Annotated in this window: 8 protein-coding genes; 5 read left to right on the forward strand and 3 right to left on the reverse strand. The window is 73.9% G+C overall.

All coding sequences use genetic code 11. The annotated features are described in order from the left end of the window. Positions 1 to 217: 217 nt before the first annotated feature. Both ACH4KB_RS30740 and ACH4KB_RS30745 read right to left on the reverse strand, forming a co-directional pair. On the reverse strand, positions 218 to 592 hold the full coding sequence (locus ACH4KB_RS30740) for a WhiB family transcriptional regulator (protein ID WP_398069126.1): 375 nt from the start codon (positions 590 to 592) through the stop codon (positions 218 to 220). 184 nt (positions 593 to 776) lie between these two features. Beyond that, entirely contained in the window at positions 777 to 1,469 is a 693-nt protein-coding gene (locus ACH4KB_RS30745) for a DUF1707 domain-containing protein (RefSeq protein WP_398069128.1), read from the reverse strand. 194 nt (positions 1,470 to 1,663) lie between these two features. Between ACH4KB_RS30745 and ACH4KB_RS30750 the strand changes: the two genes are divergently transcribed. Beyond that, positions 1,664 to 3,334: a fumarate hydratase gene (locus ACH4KB_RS30750; protein ID WP_069755272.1), complete on the forward strand. Its 1,671-nt coding sequence runs from the start codon at positions 1,664 to 1,666 to the stop codon at positions 3,332 to 3,334. Positions 3,335 to 3,470: 136 nt separating this feature from the next. On the opposite strand, the gene ACH4KB_RS30755 is transcribed toward ACH4KB_RS30750, so the two are convergent. Next, complete coding sequence (locus ACH4KB_RS30755; RefSeq protein ID WP_398069130.1) at positions 3,471 to 4,475, reverse strand: LuxR C-terminal-related transcriptional regulator; 1,005 nt, start codon at positions 4,473 to 4,475, stop codon at positions 3,471 to 3,473. Positions 4,476 to 4,557: 82 nt separating this feature from the next. Here ACH4KB_RS30755 and ACH4KB_RS30760 point away from each other — a divergent pair, with 82 nt between their 5' ends. The 4 genes from ACH4KB_RS30760 to ACH4KB_RS30775 are packed head-to-tail and all read left to right on the forward strand — an operon-like array spanning position 4,558 to position 16,676. Further along, positions 4,558 to 6,018 carry an MFS transporter gene (locus ACH4KB_RS30760; RefSeq protein WP_398069343.1) on the forward strand — a complete coding sequence of 487 codons (1,461 nt, stop codon included), beginning with the start codon at positions 4,558 to 4,560 and terminating at the stop codon, positions 6,016 to 6,018. Next, entirely contained in the window at positions 5,963 to 9,466 is a 3,504-nt protein-coding gene (locus ACH4KB_RS30765) for a type I polyketide synthase (RefSeq protein WP_398069132.1), read from the forward strand. Before ACH4KB_RS30760 ends, ACH4KB_RS30765 begins: the two co-directional genes overlap by 56 nt. Further along, entirely contained in the window at positions 9,463 to 15,378 is a 5,916-nt protein-coding gene (locus tag ACH4KB_RS30770) for a MupA/Atu3671 family FMN-dependent luciferase-like monooxygenase (RefSeq protein ID WP_398069134.1), read from the forward strand. The genes ACH4KB_RS30765 and ACH4KB_RS30770 overlap by 4 nt, the downstream gene beginning before the upstream one ends. Next, positions 15,375 to 16,676, forward strand: a complete 1,302-nt coding sequence (locus tag ACH4KB_RS30775; protein WP_398069136.1) for a M18 family aminopeptidase — start codon at positions 15,375 to 15,377, stop codon at positions 16,674 to 16,676. The genes ACH4KB_RS30770 and ACH4KB_RS30775 overlap by 4 nt, the downstream gene beginning before the upstream one ends. Positions 16,677 to 16,678 lie beyond the last annotated feature (2 nt).

The raw sequence follows: 16,678 nt of genomic DNA on the forward strand, positions 1-16,678 counted from the left end.
TGATCCGACCTGCTCCAAACGAAAGCCCCTCAAGCCCCCCCCCCCACCCCCCCCCCCCCCCCCCCCCCCCCGCCCCGGCCCCCCCCCCCCCCGCCCGCCCCCCCCCCCCCCCCCCCCGGGCCCCCCCCCCCCCCGGCCGCCCCCCCCCCCCCCCCCCCCCCCCCCCCCCCCACCCCTCCCCCTCGTACGTGCGCGAATCGCATGGGCGGGGACTCGTTCAGCCCGCCGCCGCTATGTGCTCCGACGCCGTCGCGGCGGCGGTGAGCTCGCCGGCCCGCCGTCGACGCCGGGCCAGCGCCACCCGGCGCTCCGCGGCGGTGAGCCCGCCCCACACCCCGTACGGCTCGGGCTGCATCAGCGCGTGCTCCTGGCACTCCACCATGACCGGGCACCGCGCGCAGACCCGCTTGGCGGCCTCCTCGCGGGCCAGCCGGGCAGCGGTCGGTTCCTTCGACGGGGCGAAGAACAGGCCGGCCTCATCGCGGCGGCAGGCCGCATCGGAATGCCAGGGGCCCGCGTCGTCCTCCCGGGCGGGGGTCCGCTGGGCCGGAACGGCGGCGACCTGCAGAGGCTGATGCGGCGGTTGCAGCACGGTCTACTCCTGACGACGGCTACGGCTTCGCGAGCGAGAGTCGATGCAGCACTCCCTACCCGCTGTGCGTACGCCTATGCACTGAGTGGCACCAGTGCGCGGCGCACTGCAATGCGCCCCCACGGCTTTATGGCCGATTACCGGAGGTCGCGCGCCCCGCCGTATGCCGTGCGCCCCGCCGTATTCAGTAGCCGAGATGTTTGCGCAGCCGCTGCTGGAGGTCCGCGACGAACTTGCCCCGCTTCGGCCTGGCTTCCACGCTTCCGAACACGGAATAGCCGTTGACCACGACGACCGGTGCTTCCGGATCCGGCGATTCGAGCGTCCGTACTTCGAAGCTGCCGAAGACGCCCGTACCGCTGCCGCGCAGGGAAATGTTCTCCGGCACCCGGACGTCGACGCTGCCGAAGATGGACGTCGCGTTGATAACGGTGAGGCGTTGGCCGAAAAGCGCTTCGGTCAGATCGATCTCCACGCTGCCGAAGAGCGCGAAGGCGTTCGTCCGGCCGCCGACCCGCCAACGGCCCTTGCGGTTGGCGCTGCTGAAGACCGCGACGAGATTGTCCGCGGGGCCGTCGGGGGCCTCGGGGCCGTAGGCGTACGGCTGGGAGTCCGGGCGGGCCGTGGAACCGGAGGCGGCGGGCAGGTCCCGGACCAGCGGCTGGAGTTCGCCGACGGTCTTGGCCCGGTAGACCAGGTCGATCCGCTCCGCGTGCTCGTCCGCCGTCAGACGACCCTCGGCCATCGCCTCCCGCAGGATGTCCGCGATCCGGTCGCGGTCGGCGTCGGAGGCGCGGATGCCATCGCCGTCCAGGGCTTCGGCGGGCGGCCGGGCGGCCGGCGCGTGGGGCTGCTGGGGCTGCTTCTCTAGGTCCACCGCCCCAGCGTACCCAAACGCGATAGATCGCGACTACCCCTCCAACCGGCGTGCCCCGGCCCCACCCCCGCCTTCCGGGGGCGGCATCCAGGTGAGCCTTACCTCACAGGATCCTCCCGGGGGCGGCGCTCTACCCTGGTGGATGCGCTGCCCGAGGGAGGTCAGCCGCCGTCGCCGAGTGAGGAATGGCCGTCATGGCAGAGTTTGCGTACTCCGATCTGCTCCCCCTGGGGGAGGACACCACGCCGTACCGTCTGGTGACCGCCGAGGGTGTCTCCACCTTCGAGGCCGACGGCCGGACGTTCCTCAAGGTCGCACCGGAGGCGCTGCGCACCCTGGCCGCCGAGGCGATGCACGACATCTCGCACTACCTGCGCCCGGCCCACCTGGCGCAGCTGCGGCGGATCGTCGACGACCCGGAGGCGTCCTCCAACGACAAGTTCGTGGCGCTGGACCTCCTGAAGAACGCCAACATCGCCGCCGCGGGCGTCCTGCCGATGTGCCAGGACACCGGTACGGCGATCGTCATGGGCAAGCGCGGGCAGAACGTGCTGACCGAGGGCGGTGACGAGGAGGCCCTGTCGCACGGGATCTACGACGCGTACACCAAGCTCAACCTGCGCTACTCGCAGATGGCCCCGCTGACCATGTGGGACGAGAAGAACACCGGCTCCAACCTGCCGGCCCAGATCGAGCTGTACGCCACCGACGGCGGCGCGTACAAGTTCCTCTTCATGGCGAAGGGCGGCGGCTCGGCCAACAAGTCGTTCCTCTACCAGGAGACAAAGGCCGTCCTGAACGAGGCCTCCATGATGAAGTTCCTGGAGGAGAAGATCCGTTCGCTGGGGACCGCGGCCTGCCCGCCGTACCACCTGGCGATCGTGGTCGGCGGCACGTCGGCGGAGTTCGCGCTGAAGACCGCCAAGTACGCCTCCGCGCACTACCTGGACGAGCTGCCGGCCGAGGGCTCGCCCACCGGGCACGGCTTCCGGGACAAGGAGCTGGAGGAGAAGGTCTTCGAGCTGACGCAGCGGATCGGCATCGGCGCGCAGTTCGGCGGCAAGTACTTCTGCCACGACGTGCGCGTGGTGCGGCTGCCCCGGCACGGGGCCTCGCTTCCCGTCGCCATCGCCGTGTCCTGCTCGGCCGACCGCCAGGCCACCGCGAAGATCACCGCCGAGGGCGTCTTCCTGGAGCAGCTGGAGAAGGACCCGGCGCGCTTCCTCCCCGACACCACCGACGAGCACCTCGACGGGGCGGGCGGGGACGTCGTGGAGATCGACCTCAACCGGCCGATGGACGAGGTGCTGGCCGAGCTGACCAAGTACCCGGTCAAGACCCGGCTCTCGCTGACCGGGCCGCTGGTCGTGGCGCGCGACATCGCGCACGCCAAGATCAAGGAGCGGCTGGACGCGGGCGAGGAGATGCCGCAGTACCTGAAGGACCACCCGGTGTACTACGCGGGCCCGGCGAAGACGCCCGAGGGGTACGCCTCCGGTTCCTTCGGCCCGACGACGGCCGGCCGGATGGACTCGTACGTGGAGCAGTTCCAGGCGGCGGGCGGCTCGAAGGTGATGCTCGCCAAGGGCAACCGCAGCAAGCAGGTCACCGACGCCTGCGACGCGCACGGCGGCTTCTACCTCGGCTCGATCGGCGGCCCCGCGGCCCGCCTCGCCCAGGACTGCATCAAGAAGGTCGAGGTCGTCGAGTACGAGGAGCTCGGCATGGAGGCGGTCTGGCGCATCGAGGTCGAGGACTTCCCCGCGTTCGTCGTCGTCGACGACAAGGGCAACGACTTCTTCACCGAGCCCGCCCCGGCTCCGACGTTCACCAGCATTCCGGTGCGGGGGCCGGGGCTCGGCTGACCCCGTCCCGTAGATGTGACCGGGAGGGCCCGTCCGCGCGGACGGGCCCTCCCGTTCGTTACGGGCCCTCCCGTTCGTTACGGGCCCTCCCGCGCGTTATGGGGCCCTCCCGCTCGTTACGGGGCCCTCCTGCTCGTTATCGGCCGTCCAGCAGGCCCGATGTCGCGACCAGATACCCCAGCTGCGCGCGGCTGTTGCTGCCCAGCTGCTCGGAGACCTTGCGCATGTGCTCGGCGACGCTGCGGCGGCTCATGCCGATCCGGCGGGCGATGGCGGCGTCCGTCTCGCCGTTGACGACGGCCTGGAGGATGGTGCGCTGGAGGTCGGAGGTGACGACGGGGGTGCGCAGCGGCGCGCGTTCGGGGCGGACCGGGACCGCGCGGGACCACGCCTCGTCGAAGTGGCGGGCCAGGAAGCGGACCAGCGACGGGTGCTGGACGCGCAGGGCGGTGTGCGGTTCGTCGGAGAACGGGATGAGGGCGAGGTCCCGGTCGAAGACGATGAACCGGTCGGCGACCTCCGCCAGGGTCCTGACCTCGGCGCCCTCGGCGGTCACCTGCTCGATGTAGGCGAGTGTGGTGCGGTCCGAGCGGACCGTGTGCTGGTAGAGGGTGCGTTGCCGGATGCCGCGGCGCAGGTTGCCCAGGTCGCGCGGGAGCGACTGCTCCAGGACGTGGGCGGGGCGCCCGCCGCCGGGGTGGGCGGTGCGGACCTCGGCGCGGCAGCCGCTGACCCCGGCGTCCAGGGCCTTGCCGATGACGGCCGTGCCGGAGAGCCGGGTGAGGACGGGGCGTTCCTGCCGGTGCATCTCGGCGTAGAGCCCCTCGAAGGCGGCGAGGGTGGCGCGGGCGGAGCGCAGGGTGCGGCGCTGCTCGACGATCGCCTCCTCGATCGGGGCGAGCGCGGCGAACGAGGCGGTCTCCGGCGGTACGGGGATGAGGTAGCCGGGTGATTCCTGGTCGGCCACCATCAGGTGCAGGGACCGCAGGCAGGGGGGCGCGGCGCCGGCCGGGAGGCGGCCCTCCGTCAGCGCACGACGATAGGCCGCGAGCGCCGCCTCGCAGGGTTGTTCCGGTATCGACCGGTCCGAGGGTGATTCACGGCAATCACATACCGGTGAGGGGGAATGATCGTCCTTCACAAGGATGCAGATTACCTTTGTGCAATCGTGAGGCCCCCGTCCGGCGTCCGTGCTCGACGAGTATGTCCGGGTGACATCTGGAATGGGCAGTGCGGACGGACCGAGGGCGGACGAGGCGGACGGCGGTTCCCGGAAGTCCGGGGAGGCCCGGGAGGCTCGTGATACCGCGGTCTCCGAGCGCCGTTTTCGATTCCTCGTCGCCGGATACGCGGTGTCTTCCTACGGCACTTTCCTGAATATGGTGGCGCTGAATCTCTTCGTCTACGAGACGACGGGCCGGGCGCTGGCCATGGGGCTGTTCATGGCGGTGCGGCTCGCCTCCGGATTCGTCGCCGGTCTGGTCGTGGGCGGTCTGCTCGCCCGTTTCAGCGCCAAAAGCATCATGCTGTGGGCGAACGTCGGACAGGGCGCCGTGATGCTGGTGCTCATCCTGGCGCCGGACGGTCTGCTGACCGGGGCGCTGATGGCCGTCTCGGTGGTGATCGGGGCGTGCGGGACGCTGTTCATGGTGGCGTTGCGCAGTTCGATCCCGGAGATGGTCGGGGAGGACCGCAGGGCCTGGGCGAACTCCCTCTCGATCACCGGCCGTTCGCTGGCCATGGTGGCGGGGTTCGCCTCGGCGGGCGTGGTGGTGTCCCTCGTGGGGTACACAGCGGCCTTCGTCGTCGACATGGCGACGTTCGTGGCCTGCGCGGTGACGGTGGCCCTGCTGCCGATCGCCGGAGGCAAGGGAGCGGGCGCCGCCAAGGGAGCGGAGGCCGAGGGAGCGGACGGCACGGCCGCCGAGGGCTCCGGGGACCAGAAGGCGGCCTCGGGCGCCGCGTCCGCGAAGGGCGGCAGGCGCTGGCGGCCCGTGGCCTTCCTCGCGCTCGCCGCAGCCCCCGGGATGGGCCTGATGGTGGCCCTGCGCGGGGTCGACGCGTTCGGTTCCTCGTCCCACAACGCGGCACTGCCGATCTACTCCACCTCGCTCGACGCGTCGAACCCCGCGGTGTTCGTCAGCGCGTTCTGGTGCGTGTGGGCGCTCGGCAACATCGGGGCCCAGCAGGTGATCCAGCGGTACGCCCAGCGCACCGGACGCTCCGTGGGGGCGCTCGGTTTCGGCTACGGCACGGTGGTGATGTCGGCGGCGTTCATCGCGGCGTTCGCCGGGTTCCCGCTGGCCGTGACCGCGGTGATCGCGCTGATCGCGGGGGCCGCGGACGGCCTCACCGAGGTCGCGTACACCTCGCACCTCCAGACACTTCCGGCCACCTTGCGCGGCCATGCCTTCGGTCTTTCGGCCACTTTCGAGAACCTCGGCTTCGGCGTCGGCATGATCCTTGTGGCGGCGGCCCTCGACCGGTTCTCCCCGCTGGCCGTGGTGGGCTGGTCCCATGGCGCCGCCATCGTCGTCGCCGTGGTGTTCCTGCTGAGGGTGGCGGGAGTGCGGCGGGCGGAGCGTGGGGGGCGTGCTGGGCGTGCTGGGCTGCGAAAGGAAGAAGCCGTTGAGGGACGACCGGATCGCGGTGATCGGGACGGCGCTGAGGTTTCCGGGGGCTGATACCCCGGAGGCGTACTGGCGCGACATCCGGGCGGGGGCCGGCCACGTACGCCGGTTCACCCGGGCCGAGTTCGCCGCGGCGGGGGTCCCGGCGGCGGAGTACGAGCGGCCGGGGTTCGGCGGGGCGAGCGCGCTCCTGGCGGATGTGGACGGCTTCGACGCCGGGTTCTTCGGGATGAGCGGGCGGGAGGCGGAGCTGACCGATCCGCAGCAGCGGCTCTTCCTGGAGTGCTGCTTCCACGCCCTGGAGGACGGGGGGTACGCGGGTGGCACGGGCCGTTACGCGGGTGGCACGGACCGTTTCGGAGGTGGCAAGGACCGTTACGCGGGCGGCGACGGCGGCTCGTTGCGGATCGGGGTGTACGGCAGTTCCGGCTACCGCCTGTACTCGCTGCACAGCTATCTGGCGGAGAACCTGGCGACGGAGGCCGGCTCGGGCGACTGGATGACCGCCAAGCAGGTCCAGGTCGGCAACTACCCGGACTTCACCGCCACCCGGGCCGCCTTCCGGCTCGGTCTGACCGGTCCCGCGCTGACCGTGTCGACGGCCTGTTCCAGCGCTCTGGTCTCGGTGCATCTGGCCTGCCAGGCGCTGCGCGCCGGGGACGCGGAGCTGATGCTGGTGGGCTCCGCGGCCCTGCATCTGCCGGGGGTCACCGGCCAGGTCCCGGTGAAGGGTTCCACCCTCTCCCCCACCGGCACGGTCCGGGCCTTCGACGCGGACGCGGACGGCACCGTCGGGGGGAACGGGGCCGCCGCCGTCCTCCTCAAGCCCCTGGCCCGCGCACTGGCCGACGGCGACACCGTGCACGCGGTGATCCTGGGCTCGGCGGTCACCAACGACGGCTCGGACAAGGCGACCGGCAACGGCCCGGGGAGAGGGGGGTTCGCCGCCCCCGGGGTCGCCGGCCAGCGGGACGCGGTGCTCGGGGCGCTGCGCGCGGCGGACGTGGACGCGGCGTCGATCGGCTACGTGGAGGCGCACGGCACGGGCACGCTGAAGGGCGACCCGATCGAGTTCGCGGCCCTGACCGAGGCGTTCCGCGCGCACACCGACCGGACCGGCTTCTGCGCGCTCGGCTCGACGAAACCGGCCATCGGCCACCTGGACAGCGCGGCGGGACTCGCGGGGCTGATCAAGGCCGTCGAGGTGCTGCGGCACGGGGTGGTCCCGCCGCTGGTGAACTTCGCCCGGCCCAACCCGGCGCTGGCGGTGGACGACAGCCCGTTCCTGCTGCCGGTACGGGAGAGCGCCTGGCCGCTGGCGGGCGTACGGCGAGCCGGTGTGCACTCCATCGGCATGGGCGGTACGAACGCTCATGTGATCCTGGAACAGGCGCCGGAGACCGTGCACGCGGAGTCGGCGCACGACGCTCCCGTGCCCGCGCTGCTGCCTCTCTCGGCCGCGGACGGGGACGCGCTCCGGGCGTACGCCGCCGCCCTGCGGGACCACCTGGCGGACGGGCCGCCCTGCTCCCCCGCCGATCTGCTGACCACCACGGCCCTCGGGCGGCGGCAGCTGCCGCACCGGCTGGTCGTCACCGGTGCCGACCCGGTGGCCGGTCTCGACGCGTTTCTCTCCGGGGCCCCGGAGGGCGAGGCGTACACGACCGGAGTGGCCGACGGCGTACGGGAGCGGCGGCCGGTGTTCCTCTTCAGCGGCCAGGGCGGCGGGCATCCGGGCATGGGCGCCGAACTCGCCGCGCGCTTCCCGGTGGTGGCCGAGGTGCTCGATGGCTGCGCCCGGGTGTACGCGGAGGAGACCGGGCAGGACGACTTCCTGGACCGGATCGTCGGCGGACGGGGTCCCGAGCGGTGGGACACCGCCTTCGCGCAGCCCGCCCTGTTCGCCCTTCAGATCGCCCAGGCCCGGCTGTGGGAACAGCTCGGGATCACCCCGGCCCGGGTCGCCGGGCACAGCGTCGGCGCGTACGCGGCGCTGTGCGTGGCCGGGGCGCTGGAGACCGAGGACGCGATGCGGCTGGTGTGCGGGCGCGGGCGGCTGATGCTGGAGCGGGCGGCCCCGGGCGCGATGGTCTCCGCGTTCGTCCCCCGGGCCCGGGTGCGGGAGCTGCTGGCCGAGGTCCCCGGGCTGGAGCTCGCGGTGGTCAACGGAGCCGCGCACCACGTTCTGGGCGGCCCGCCGGAGACGGTGGACGCGGCACGGGCGCTGCTGGCCGCGCGGGGTGAGGCGTATGAGGTGCTGGCGGTGGACCGGGCGTTCCACACGGCGCTGCTCGACCCGGCGCTGGAGGACTTCCGGGTGCTGGCCGACAAGGTGGAACTCCGGCCGCTGCACACGGAGTTCGTCGACGGCATCGACGGCACGGTCCGCCCCGCCGGGTGGCGGCCGGACGCCGCGTACCTGGTCGCACAGGCCCGCCGCACGGCGGACTTCGCCGCCGTCCTGGACCGGCTGGCCGGGACGCCTGAGGACGGTTCGCCGCGGGCCGGGTCCCCGCTGCTGCTGGAGCTGGGCCCGTCCGCCGTGCTGACGGGGATGGTCCGCCGGTCGCTGCCGGACGCGGTCTGCGTACCGACGCGGCAGTGGGAGCGGGCGGTGGCCGCGCTGCACTGTGGCGGGGCCGGGGTGGACTGGGCGGCGCTGCTGGAGCGCTGCGGCGGCCGGCGCGTGCGGCTGCCCACGTACCCCTTCCAGCGCCGGTCGCACTGGCGGGGCCCGGCCCCGTACACGCCCCCGGTACCGGCCGGGCAGCCGACCCCGCCCGCCTCGCTCACGGAGTTGCCCGCGCCGGCCGGCGGGGCCGCTCACTCATCCCCACGCTCCTTGGAGGACCGCATGACCGCACAGGCCGTACTGGAGAGGGTGCTGGAGCTGACCGCGCGCCATCTCGGCCACCGGCCCGACGAGGTCGCCGCCGACCGCACCTTCGTCGGCCTCGGCGCGGACTCGCTCCAGCTCATCGGGATGGTGCGGCAGCTGGAGGCCGAGTTCGGCACGGAGATCAGCATGCGGGAGGTTCTGGAGGAGGCGGGCACGCCCCGGCTGACGGCAGCGCTGATAGCCGGGCGGCGGACGCCTCCGCCGACGGCAGCGGTGGAGCCGCCGCCGCCCGCGCCGGTGCCCGCGCCGGTGCCCGCGCCCGCGCCCGCTTCCGTGCCTGCGCCCGCTTCCGTGCCCGCGCCCGCGCCCGCTTCCGTGCCCGCGCCCGCGCCCGCTTCCGTGCCCGCGCCCGTGCCTGCTTTCACGCCCGCGCCCGCTTCCGTGTCCGCGCCTGCTTCCGTGTCCGCGCCTGCGCCTGTGCCTGCTTTCACGCCTGCGCCCGTGCCTGCCGCCGACGGGCCGGCGTACGCCACCAGGGCCGAGGTCGCAGCCCTCTCCGAGCAACTGCGCCAACTGGCCGAGACCCAGACCGCGATGCTCACCCAGCTCTCCGAGGCCGTCGCCCTGCTGACCGCCCGCACCACGGGGACGGACGGCCGATGAGCGCGGGGATACCCGAATCCGTCGAGGCCAGGACCGGGACCGGGAAGGACGCCGCCACCGCCGCCGCCGGCACGACCGCCGAGGCCGTGGCCCGGGCGGCGGAGCTGTCCCGCGCGCTCACCGCCCGGCTCGCGGAGGCCCGCCGCCAGTTCGCGACGGAGGACCCGAAACCCACCTCCGGGGAGGCCGCTCACGGCCCCCGTCTCGTCGTGGACGCGGCGGGCGGGATGGCCGGGGCAGGGGCCGACGAGGCCCAGCGGGCCCACACCGCCTCCCTGGTCCGGCGGTTCACCGAGCGCACCCGCACCTCCAAGGAGCTGGCCCAGCGGCACCGTTCGGTGCTCGCCGACAGCCGCGCCGTCGTGGGGTTCCGGGACGCCACCAAGGAGATGCTCTACCCGATCGCGGCCCGCTCGGCGCACGGCTCCCGGCTCACCGACGTGGACGGCAACACCTACACCGACATCACCATGGGGTTCGGCGCGCTCCTCCTCGGCCATGAGGCGGAGCCCGTCACCGAGGCCGTGCGCCGCCACCTCGCGGACGGGCTGCGCTTCGGCCCCCGGTCCCCCGACACCGGGGAGGCCGCGGCCCTGCTCGCCTCGCTGACCGGCCTGGACCGGGTCGCCTTCGCCTCGTCCGGTACGGAGGTGAACTCGGCCGCGATCCGGCTGGCCCGCGCCGCCACCGGGCGCGACAAGGTCGTCATGTTCCGGGGCTCGTACCACGGGCACATCGACTCCGTCCTCGGCCGGCCGGGCGGGCCCGGGCAGCACGCCGTGCCCGTCTCCCGGGGCATCCCGGCCAGCGCGGTCGCGGAGCTGATCGTGCTGGAGTACGGGGCCCAGGAGTCCCTGGAGACGATCGACGCCCTCGGGGACGGCATCGCGGCCGTCCTCGTCGAGCCCGTGCAGTGCCGCAACCCGGGCCTGCGGCCCGTGGAGTTCGTCCGCTCGCTGCGCGAACTCACGTCCCGCCGGGGCATCGTGCTGCTCTTCGACGAGATGCTGACGGGGCTCCGCCCCCACCCGCGCGGCGCACAGGAGCACTTCGGCGTGGTGCCGGACCTCGCCACGTACGGCAAGGCGCTCGGAGCCGGCCTCCCGATCGGTGCGGTGGCGGGCCGGGCGGATCTGCTCGACGGTGTGGACGGCGGGTTCTGGCGGTACGGGGAGCCCGGCGGCCCCTCGCGCGAGACCACGTTCATCGGCGGAACGTACATGCAGCACCCGCTGTCGATGGCGGCGGCCCGCGCGGTGCTCACCCACCTCACCGAGCGGGGGCCCGGCCTCCAGAGCGGGCTGAACGCCCGTACCCAGGCGCTCGCCGACCGGCTCAACGCCTTCTTCCACGACGAGGAATTCCCCCTCGAACTAGCCCACTTCGGGTCGATGTTCCGCTTCCGGCACCGCGCCGACCTGGAGCTGCTCTACCACCACCTCCAACTGCGCGGTGTGTACGTGTGGGAGTGGCGCAGCTTCTACCTCTCCACCGCCCACACGGAGGAGGACGTGAACCGGGTCGCGGAGGCGGTGGAGGGATCGCTGCGGGAGCTGCGCGACGGCGGGTTCTTCCCCCGGTCCGCCCGCACGGCCTCGGCGCGGCCCGCCGAAGTGCGGGGCCCCGCGCCGGACTTCGGCGTCTACTTCTTCGGCGACTACCCGGAGACCGGAGAAGCCGACGGCAGCGGCAGCGGCACCCCGGAGGCGTACGACACCGTCCTGGACACCGCGCGCTTCGCCGACGAGCACGGCTTCTCCTCCGTCTGGCTGCCCGAGCGGCACTTCGACTCCTTCGGCGGGATCTTCCCGAACCCCGCCGTGCTCGCCGCCGCCGTGGCCCGGGAGACCGGGAGCGTCCGGATCAACGCGGGCTCGGTCGTCCTGCCGCTGCACGATCCGGTACGGGTCGCCGAGGAGTGGTCGGTCGTGGACAACCTCTCCGGCGGCCGGGTCGGCATCGGCTGCGCCACCGGCTGGCACGCCCGGGACTTCGCCCTGCACCCGGACCGGTTCACGGACCGGCGGCGGATCGCCTTCGACCACCTCGACGAGGTGCGCCGGCTGTGGCGCGGGGAGGCGGTGCGGCGGCCCACGGGCGAGGGCGTGGAGGCGGAGATCCGGATCCGGCCGCGCCCGGTGCAGCAGGAGCCGCCCTTCTTCCTGGCCACCTCCGGGCAGCGGGCGTCGTACGAGGAGGCGGCCCGGCGCGGCCTCGGGGTCGTCACCAACCTGATGAGCCAGACCGTGGACGAGCTGGCCGCGAACATCGCGCACTACCGGCGTACGCGGGCGGAGTGCGGGCTCGACCCGGCGGCCGGGCGGGTGACGGTGCTGGTGCACACGTATCTCGGCGACGACCACGCCACCGCCCGGGCCGAGGCGCTGGAGCCGATGGTGCGGTATCTGCGGTCCTCGCTGCTGATGCGCTCGGCGGCCACCGCCGCGGGGTCCCGGCGCGAGGACGTGGCGGCGGCGGGCGAGGAGGACCTGGACTATCTGTTCCGTCGCGCGTACGACCGCTACTGCGACCGGCGGGCCCTGATCGGCACGCCTTCGAGCGTCGCCCCGTTCGTCGACGCGCTGCACGGGGCCGGGGTGGACGAGATCGCCGCGCTGGTCGACTTCGGGATGGACCGGGAGCGGCTGCGGGCGGGGCTGGAGCGCCTGGACGTGCTGCGCCGCCGGACGAAGGAGCGCGACGCCCGGTCCGAGGACACAGTCGCGCCCGCCACCTCGGCGCAGCGGCGGCTGTGGCTGGCCGCGCAGCTGATGGAGAACCCGGCGGCGTACAACGAGACGGGGGCCGTGCGGCTGCGCGGGCCGCTGGACGTGGCCGCGCTGCGGGCGGCGGTGGACGGCCTGGTCGAGCGGCACGCGGGGCTCCGCACGGTGTTCCGGGCCGAGGAGGAGACGGGCGTCGTCCAGGTCGTGCGGAACGGGCTCCGCATCCCCCTGGCGGTGACCGACGCCCGCGGGCAGGACGCCGAGCGGGCGATCGGGGCGCTGCTCACCGAGGAGAGCGGCCGGGCCTACGACCTGGCCGGGGGGCCGCTGTTCACGCCCCGGCTGCTCCGGCTGGCCGAGGACGACCACGTCCTGGTGCTCGGTACGCACCACATCATCACGGACGCGCACTCGGCCGCGCTGATCGCCGGGGACCTCCAGGAGCTGTACACGGCGGCCCGCGCCGGACGTCCGCCGGTCTTCGACCGCCCCGCCGGGACGACCGTCGGAGCCCCCGAGCCTCCGGCCGACGCGGCCGGCCTGGCCTGGTGGCGCGAGCTGCTGGGCGACCGGCCGCCGGTGCTGGTCCTGCCCACGGACCGGCCGCGTGGTCGCCGGGTGGCGGGGCGCGGCGGGGCGGTGGCCCGGGCCGTGGGCCGCGAGCGGGCCGACCGGCTGCGGGAGTGGAGCGGGCAGCAGGGCGTGACCCTCTTCGCCACGCTGTGCACGGCGTGGCAGCTGGTGCTGCGACGGCGGTCGGGGCAGGACGCGTTCCTGCTCGGCACGACGTTCGGGCGGCGGTCGCCCGCGACGGCGGACACGGTCGGGTTCCATGTGGCGCTGCTGCCGTTGCCACTGTCCGCCACCGACGCGACCTCGTCGCCGGAGGCCGTACGGGCCACCGGGCGGGCGCTGTTCGCGGCGGACGAGCACAGGGGGGTGGACCTGGACGCGCTCTTGGCGGCCGTCCACCCGGACCCGGGGAATCCGCGCCCGCTGGTGACCGTTTCGGTCGACCTCGACCGGGCGGCGCTGGCCGGAATCGACCTGCCCGGCCTGCGGGCCGAGGGCGTGGCGGCCGGGACGGAGTCGGCGCCCCTGGAGCTGGCCCTGATGGTCACCCAAGTTCAGGACGGGGGTCTTCGGCTGCGGCTGCGCTACGACGCTGATCTGTTCGACGCGGCGACGGCGGAGGGGTATCTCGGCGAGCTGGCACGGCAGTTGGACGCGATGTCGGACCCGGCTGAGGAAGGCGCGGATCGACCGGGCGGGCGGGGGGAGCCGGGGGGACCGGGCGCGGAGAGCGCCGCCGTGCTCCTCCGCGAGGTCTGGGAGTCCGTCCTCGGCCGGCCGGGCTTCGCCGCCGACAGCAACTTCTTCGACCTGGGCGGCAATTCGATCGCCGCGATCCGCCTGGTGAACCGGGTCCGGGACACGCTCGGCGTCGACTACCCGCTGGCGGACTTCTTCGCGGACGCCACCCTGCGGGCCATGACCGAGCAGTTGGCGGGCGGCCAGGGGACGGACGGGCCGGAGCCGGAGGGGCCGCCGGACACGGACGGGCCGGAGCCGGAGGGACCGCCGGACACGGACGGGCCGGAGCCGAAGGGGACCGGGACGGACACGGACGGGCCGGACACGGACAGGACCGGGACGGACACGAACGGGAAAGGGCCGGACACGGACGGGACCGGGACGGATCTCGTGGCCGTCGTCGACCGCGCCCACGTCAGCGACCAGCAGGCCCGGATGATCGCCGGGCACCACGCCATGCCCGACCCCGCCGTGTGGAACGTGCCGACGCGCATCACGTTCACCGGGGCGCTGGACCCGGCGGTCCTGCGGTCCGCCGTGACCGAGCTGGTCGCCCGCCACGACGGGCTGCGGACCAGGTTCACGCAGGACGGGGCGCCGGACGGACCGTGGTGGCAGGAGGTGCTGGCGGCGGAGCCGGTGCCACTGCCGGTGGAGGATCTGACCGGGCTGCCGACCGCCGAGCGCCGGCCCCGGGCGGACGCCCTGTGCCGGGCCGACGCGGCGGCCCCGTTCGACCTGGGGCAGTCGCTCCAGCCCCGGACGCGGCTGCTCCGGGTGGAGGAGGACCGCTGGGAGCTGATGTTCGTCCTGCACCACGTCTGCGCCGACGGCTGGTCGCTGTCCGTGCTGCTCGCGGAGATCGCCGCGCTCTACACGGCGGCCGCCGCGGGCGTCCCGCACGGCCTGCCCGATCCGGCGATGCAGGCGCCCGGGTACGCCCGGTGGCAGCGGGAGCACCACGATCCCGGCGCCGAGGCGGAGCGGGCCGCGTTCTGCGCCCGTTACCTGGACGGGGTGCCGTCCGCCGTCCCCGTACCGACGGACCGGCCGCGCCCGCAGAAGCTGAGCGGGCACGGCGACACCGTGCGCGGGGTCGCGACGGGTGAGGTGCGGGCGGCGGTGGAGAAGCTGGCGGCCGAGCGGCGCACCACCCCGTTCGCGGTCGCGGCGGCGGCCCTCGGGGTGTTCCTGGCCCGGCTGTCAGGAGAGGAGGACACCTTGCTGAGCGTGCCGTACGCCAACCGCGAGGGCACCGACGCGGAGTCGCTCGTGGCGATGACGTCCACCGCGGTGATGGTCCGCGTACGACTGGATTCAGCCAATCTTGACGAGACCTGCGCGGAGCTCGCGGTCCGTACGGGCGTGGGCGCGCTCGGTGCCATGGCGCATGTGCTGCCCACCGCGCGCATCATGCAGGCGATGCGGGACGCTGGCGCTGTCAGCGTCCCCGACCGGGTTCCGCACGTCCTGGCGTTCCAGAACTCCGTCGACACGGACATCGAGATCCCCGGGCTCCGGGTCGAGGTGACCGATCTGGCACCGCCGCTTTCCCGCAGCGAACTGTGCTTCGGACTTGCGCCACGGCGGGACCCCGCGAAGGGTTATCGAACATTCCTGGAATTCTCCACCGACCTGTGGGACCACGCGACCGCCCACGACCTTCTCGCGTCGTACACCGACCTGCTCGCGGAGTTCAGCGCCCGGCCCGACCGGCCGGTGCGGGAACTCCTCGGGGAGCGCCCCCGGCAGGGGCCCCCGGGCCGAGGCTCCGGAGGCTCAGCCGGGGACGCCAGCGCCGGGCCCGACCGGCCCGGCGGACCGTCACCCTCCCAGTCATTGCCGAACACCGGAAAGGCGGACGCCGTATGACTCCGGCCCCCCACCGCAGCCACACCGACGACCTGCTCGCCTTCATCGCCGCCAGCCCTTCCCCGTACCACGTGGTGGCCAGTGCGGCCCAGCGTCTGGAGAAGGCCGGGTTCCGCGAACTGCGCGGCACGGACGACTGGACGGGGGCGACCGGCGGCTGCTTCGTCAGCCGAGCCGGTGCGCTGATCGCCTGGTACGTCCCCGAGGGCGCGCCCGCCCACACGCCGTTCCGGATCATCGGCACCCACACCGACTCCCCGAACCTGCGGATCAAACCGGCGCCGGACACCGGGTCTTCGGGGTGGCGGCAGATCGGGGTGGAGATCTACGGCGGGGTCCCGCTGAACACCTGGCTCGACCGGGACCTGGGCGTCTCCGGCCGCCTCGCCCTGCGCGGCCCCGACGGCGCCCCGCGCAGCCGGCTCGTACACATCGACGAACCCCTGCTGCGGGTACCCCAGTTGGCCATTCACCTGGACCGTACGGTGAACGAGGGCGTGGCCCTGGACCGGCAGCGGCACATCGCTCCGATCTGGGCGCTGGGCGACCCGCGGGAGGGCGAGCTGCTGCGCCGGGTCGCTTCGGCCGCCGGGGAGGACCCGGCGGACGTGCTGGGCTGGGACCTGATGCTGCACGACGTCCAGCCGCCCGGATACCTCGGCGTGGACCAGGAGTTCGTGGTGGCGTCCCGGCTGGACAACCAGGTCTCGGTGCACGCCGGGGTGACCGCTCTGGTGGACGCGGCGACGGGGGCCACACAGCCGTCCTTCGTGCCGGTGCTGGCCGCCTTCGACCACGAGGAGGTCGGCAGCGGTTCCGAGACGGGGGCGCAGAGCCCGCTGCTGGAGCGGGTCCTGTCCCGGTCCGTGTCGGCGCGCGGCGGCAGCGACGAGGACTGGTCGCGGGCGCTGGCGGGCGCGTTCTGCGTCTCCGCCGACATGGCGCACGCGGTGCACCCCAACTACGCGGAGCGGCACGACCCCGACCACCGCCCGCTCCCCAACGGCGGCCCGACGCTCAAGGTGAACGTCAACCAGCGGTACGCCACCGACTCCACCGGCATCGCGGTGTTCACGGCGGCGGCCGAGCGGGCCGGGGCCCCCTGGCAGCCGTTCGTCTCCAACAACGCGATGCCCTGCGGTACGTCGATCGGCCCGCTCACGGCGGCCCGCCTCGGCGTCACCACGGTGGACGTCGGGGTGCCCGGCCTGTCGATGCACTCGGCGCGCGAGCTGTGCGGCGTGCGCGACCCGGGCTACCTCGCCGCGATCCTCACCACGATCATGGTCGGGGACTGACC

This window comes from Streptomyces sp. NPDC017520 (assembly GCF_044329855.1).
Lineage (GTDB): Bacteria > Actinomycetota > Actinomycetes > Streptomycetales > Streptomycetaceae > Streptomyces.

Coding starts and splice junctions, on each gene's coding strand:
- ACH4KB_RS30750 (WP_069755272.1), top strand. CDS start 1,664: ATGGCAGAGTTTGCGTACTCCGATCTGCTCCCCCTGGGGGAGGACACC.
- ACH4KB_RS30760 (WP_398069343.1), top strand. CDS start 4,558: ATGGGCAGTGCGGACGGACCGAGGGCGGACGAGGCGGACGGCGGTTCC.
- ACH4KB_RS30770 (WP_398069134.1), top strand. CDS start 9,463: ATGAGCGCGGGGATACCCGAATCCGTCGAGGCCAGGACCGGGACCGGG.
- ACH4KB_RS30775 (WP_398069136.1), top strand. CDS start 15,375: ATGACTCCGGCCCCCCACCGCAGCCACACCGACGACCTGCTCGCCTTC.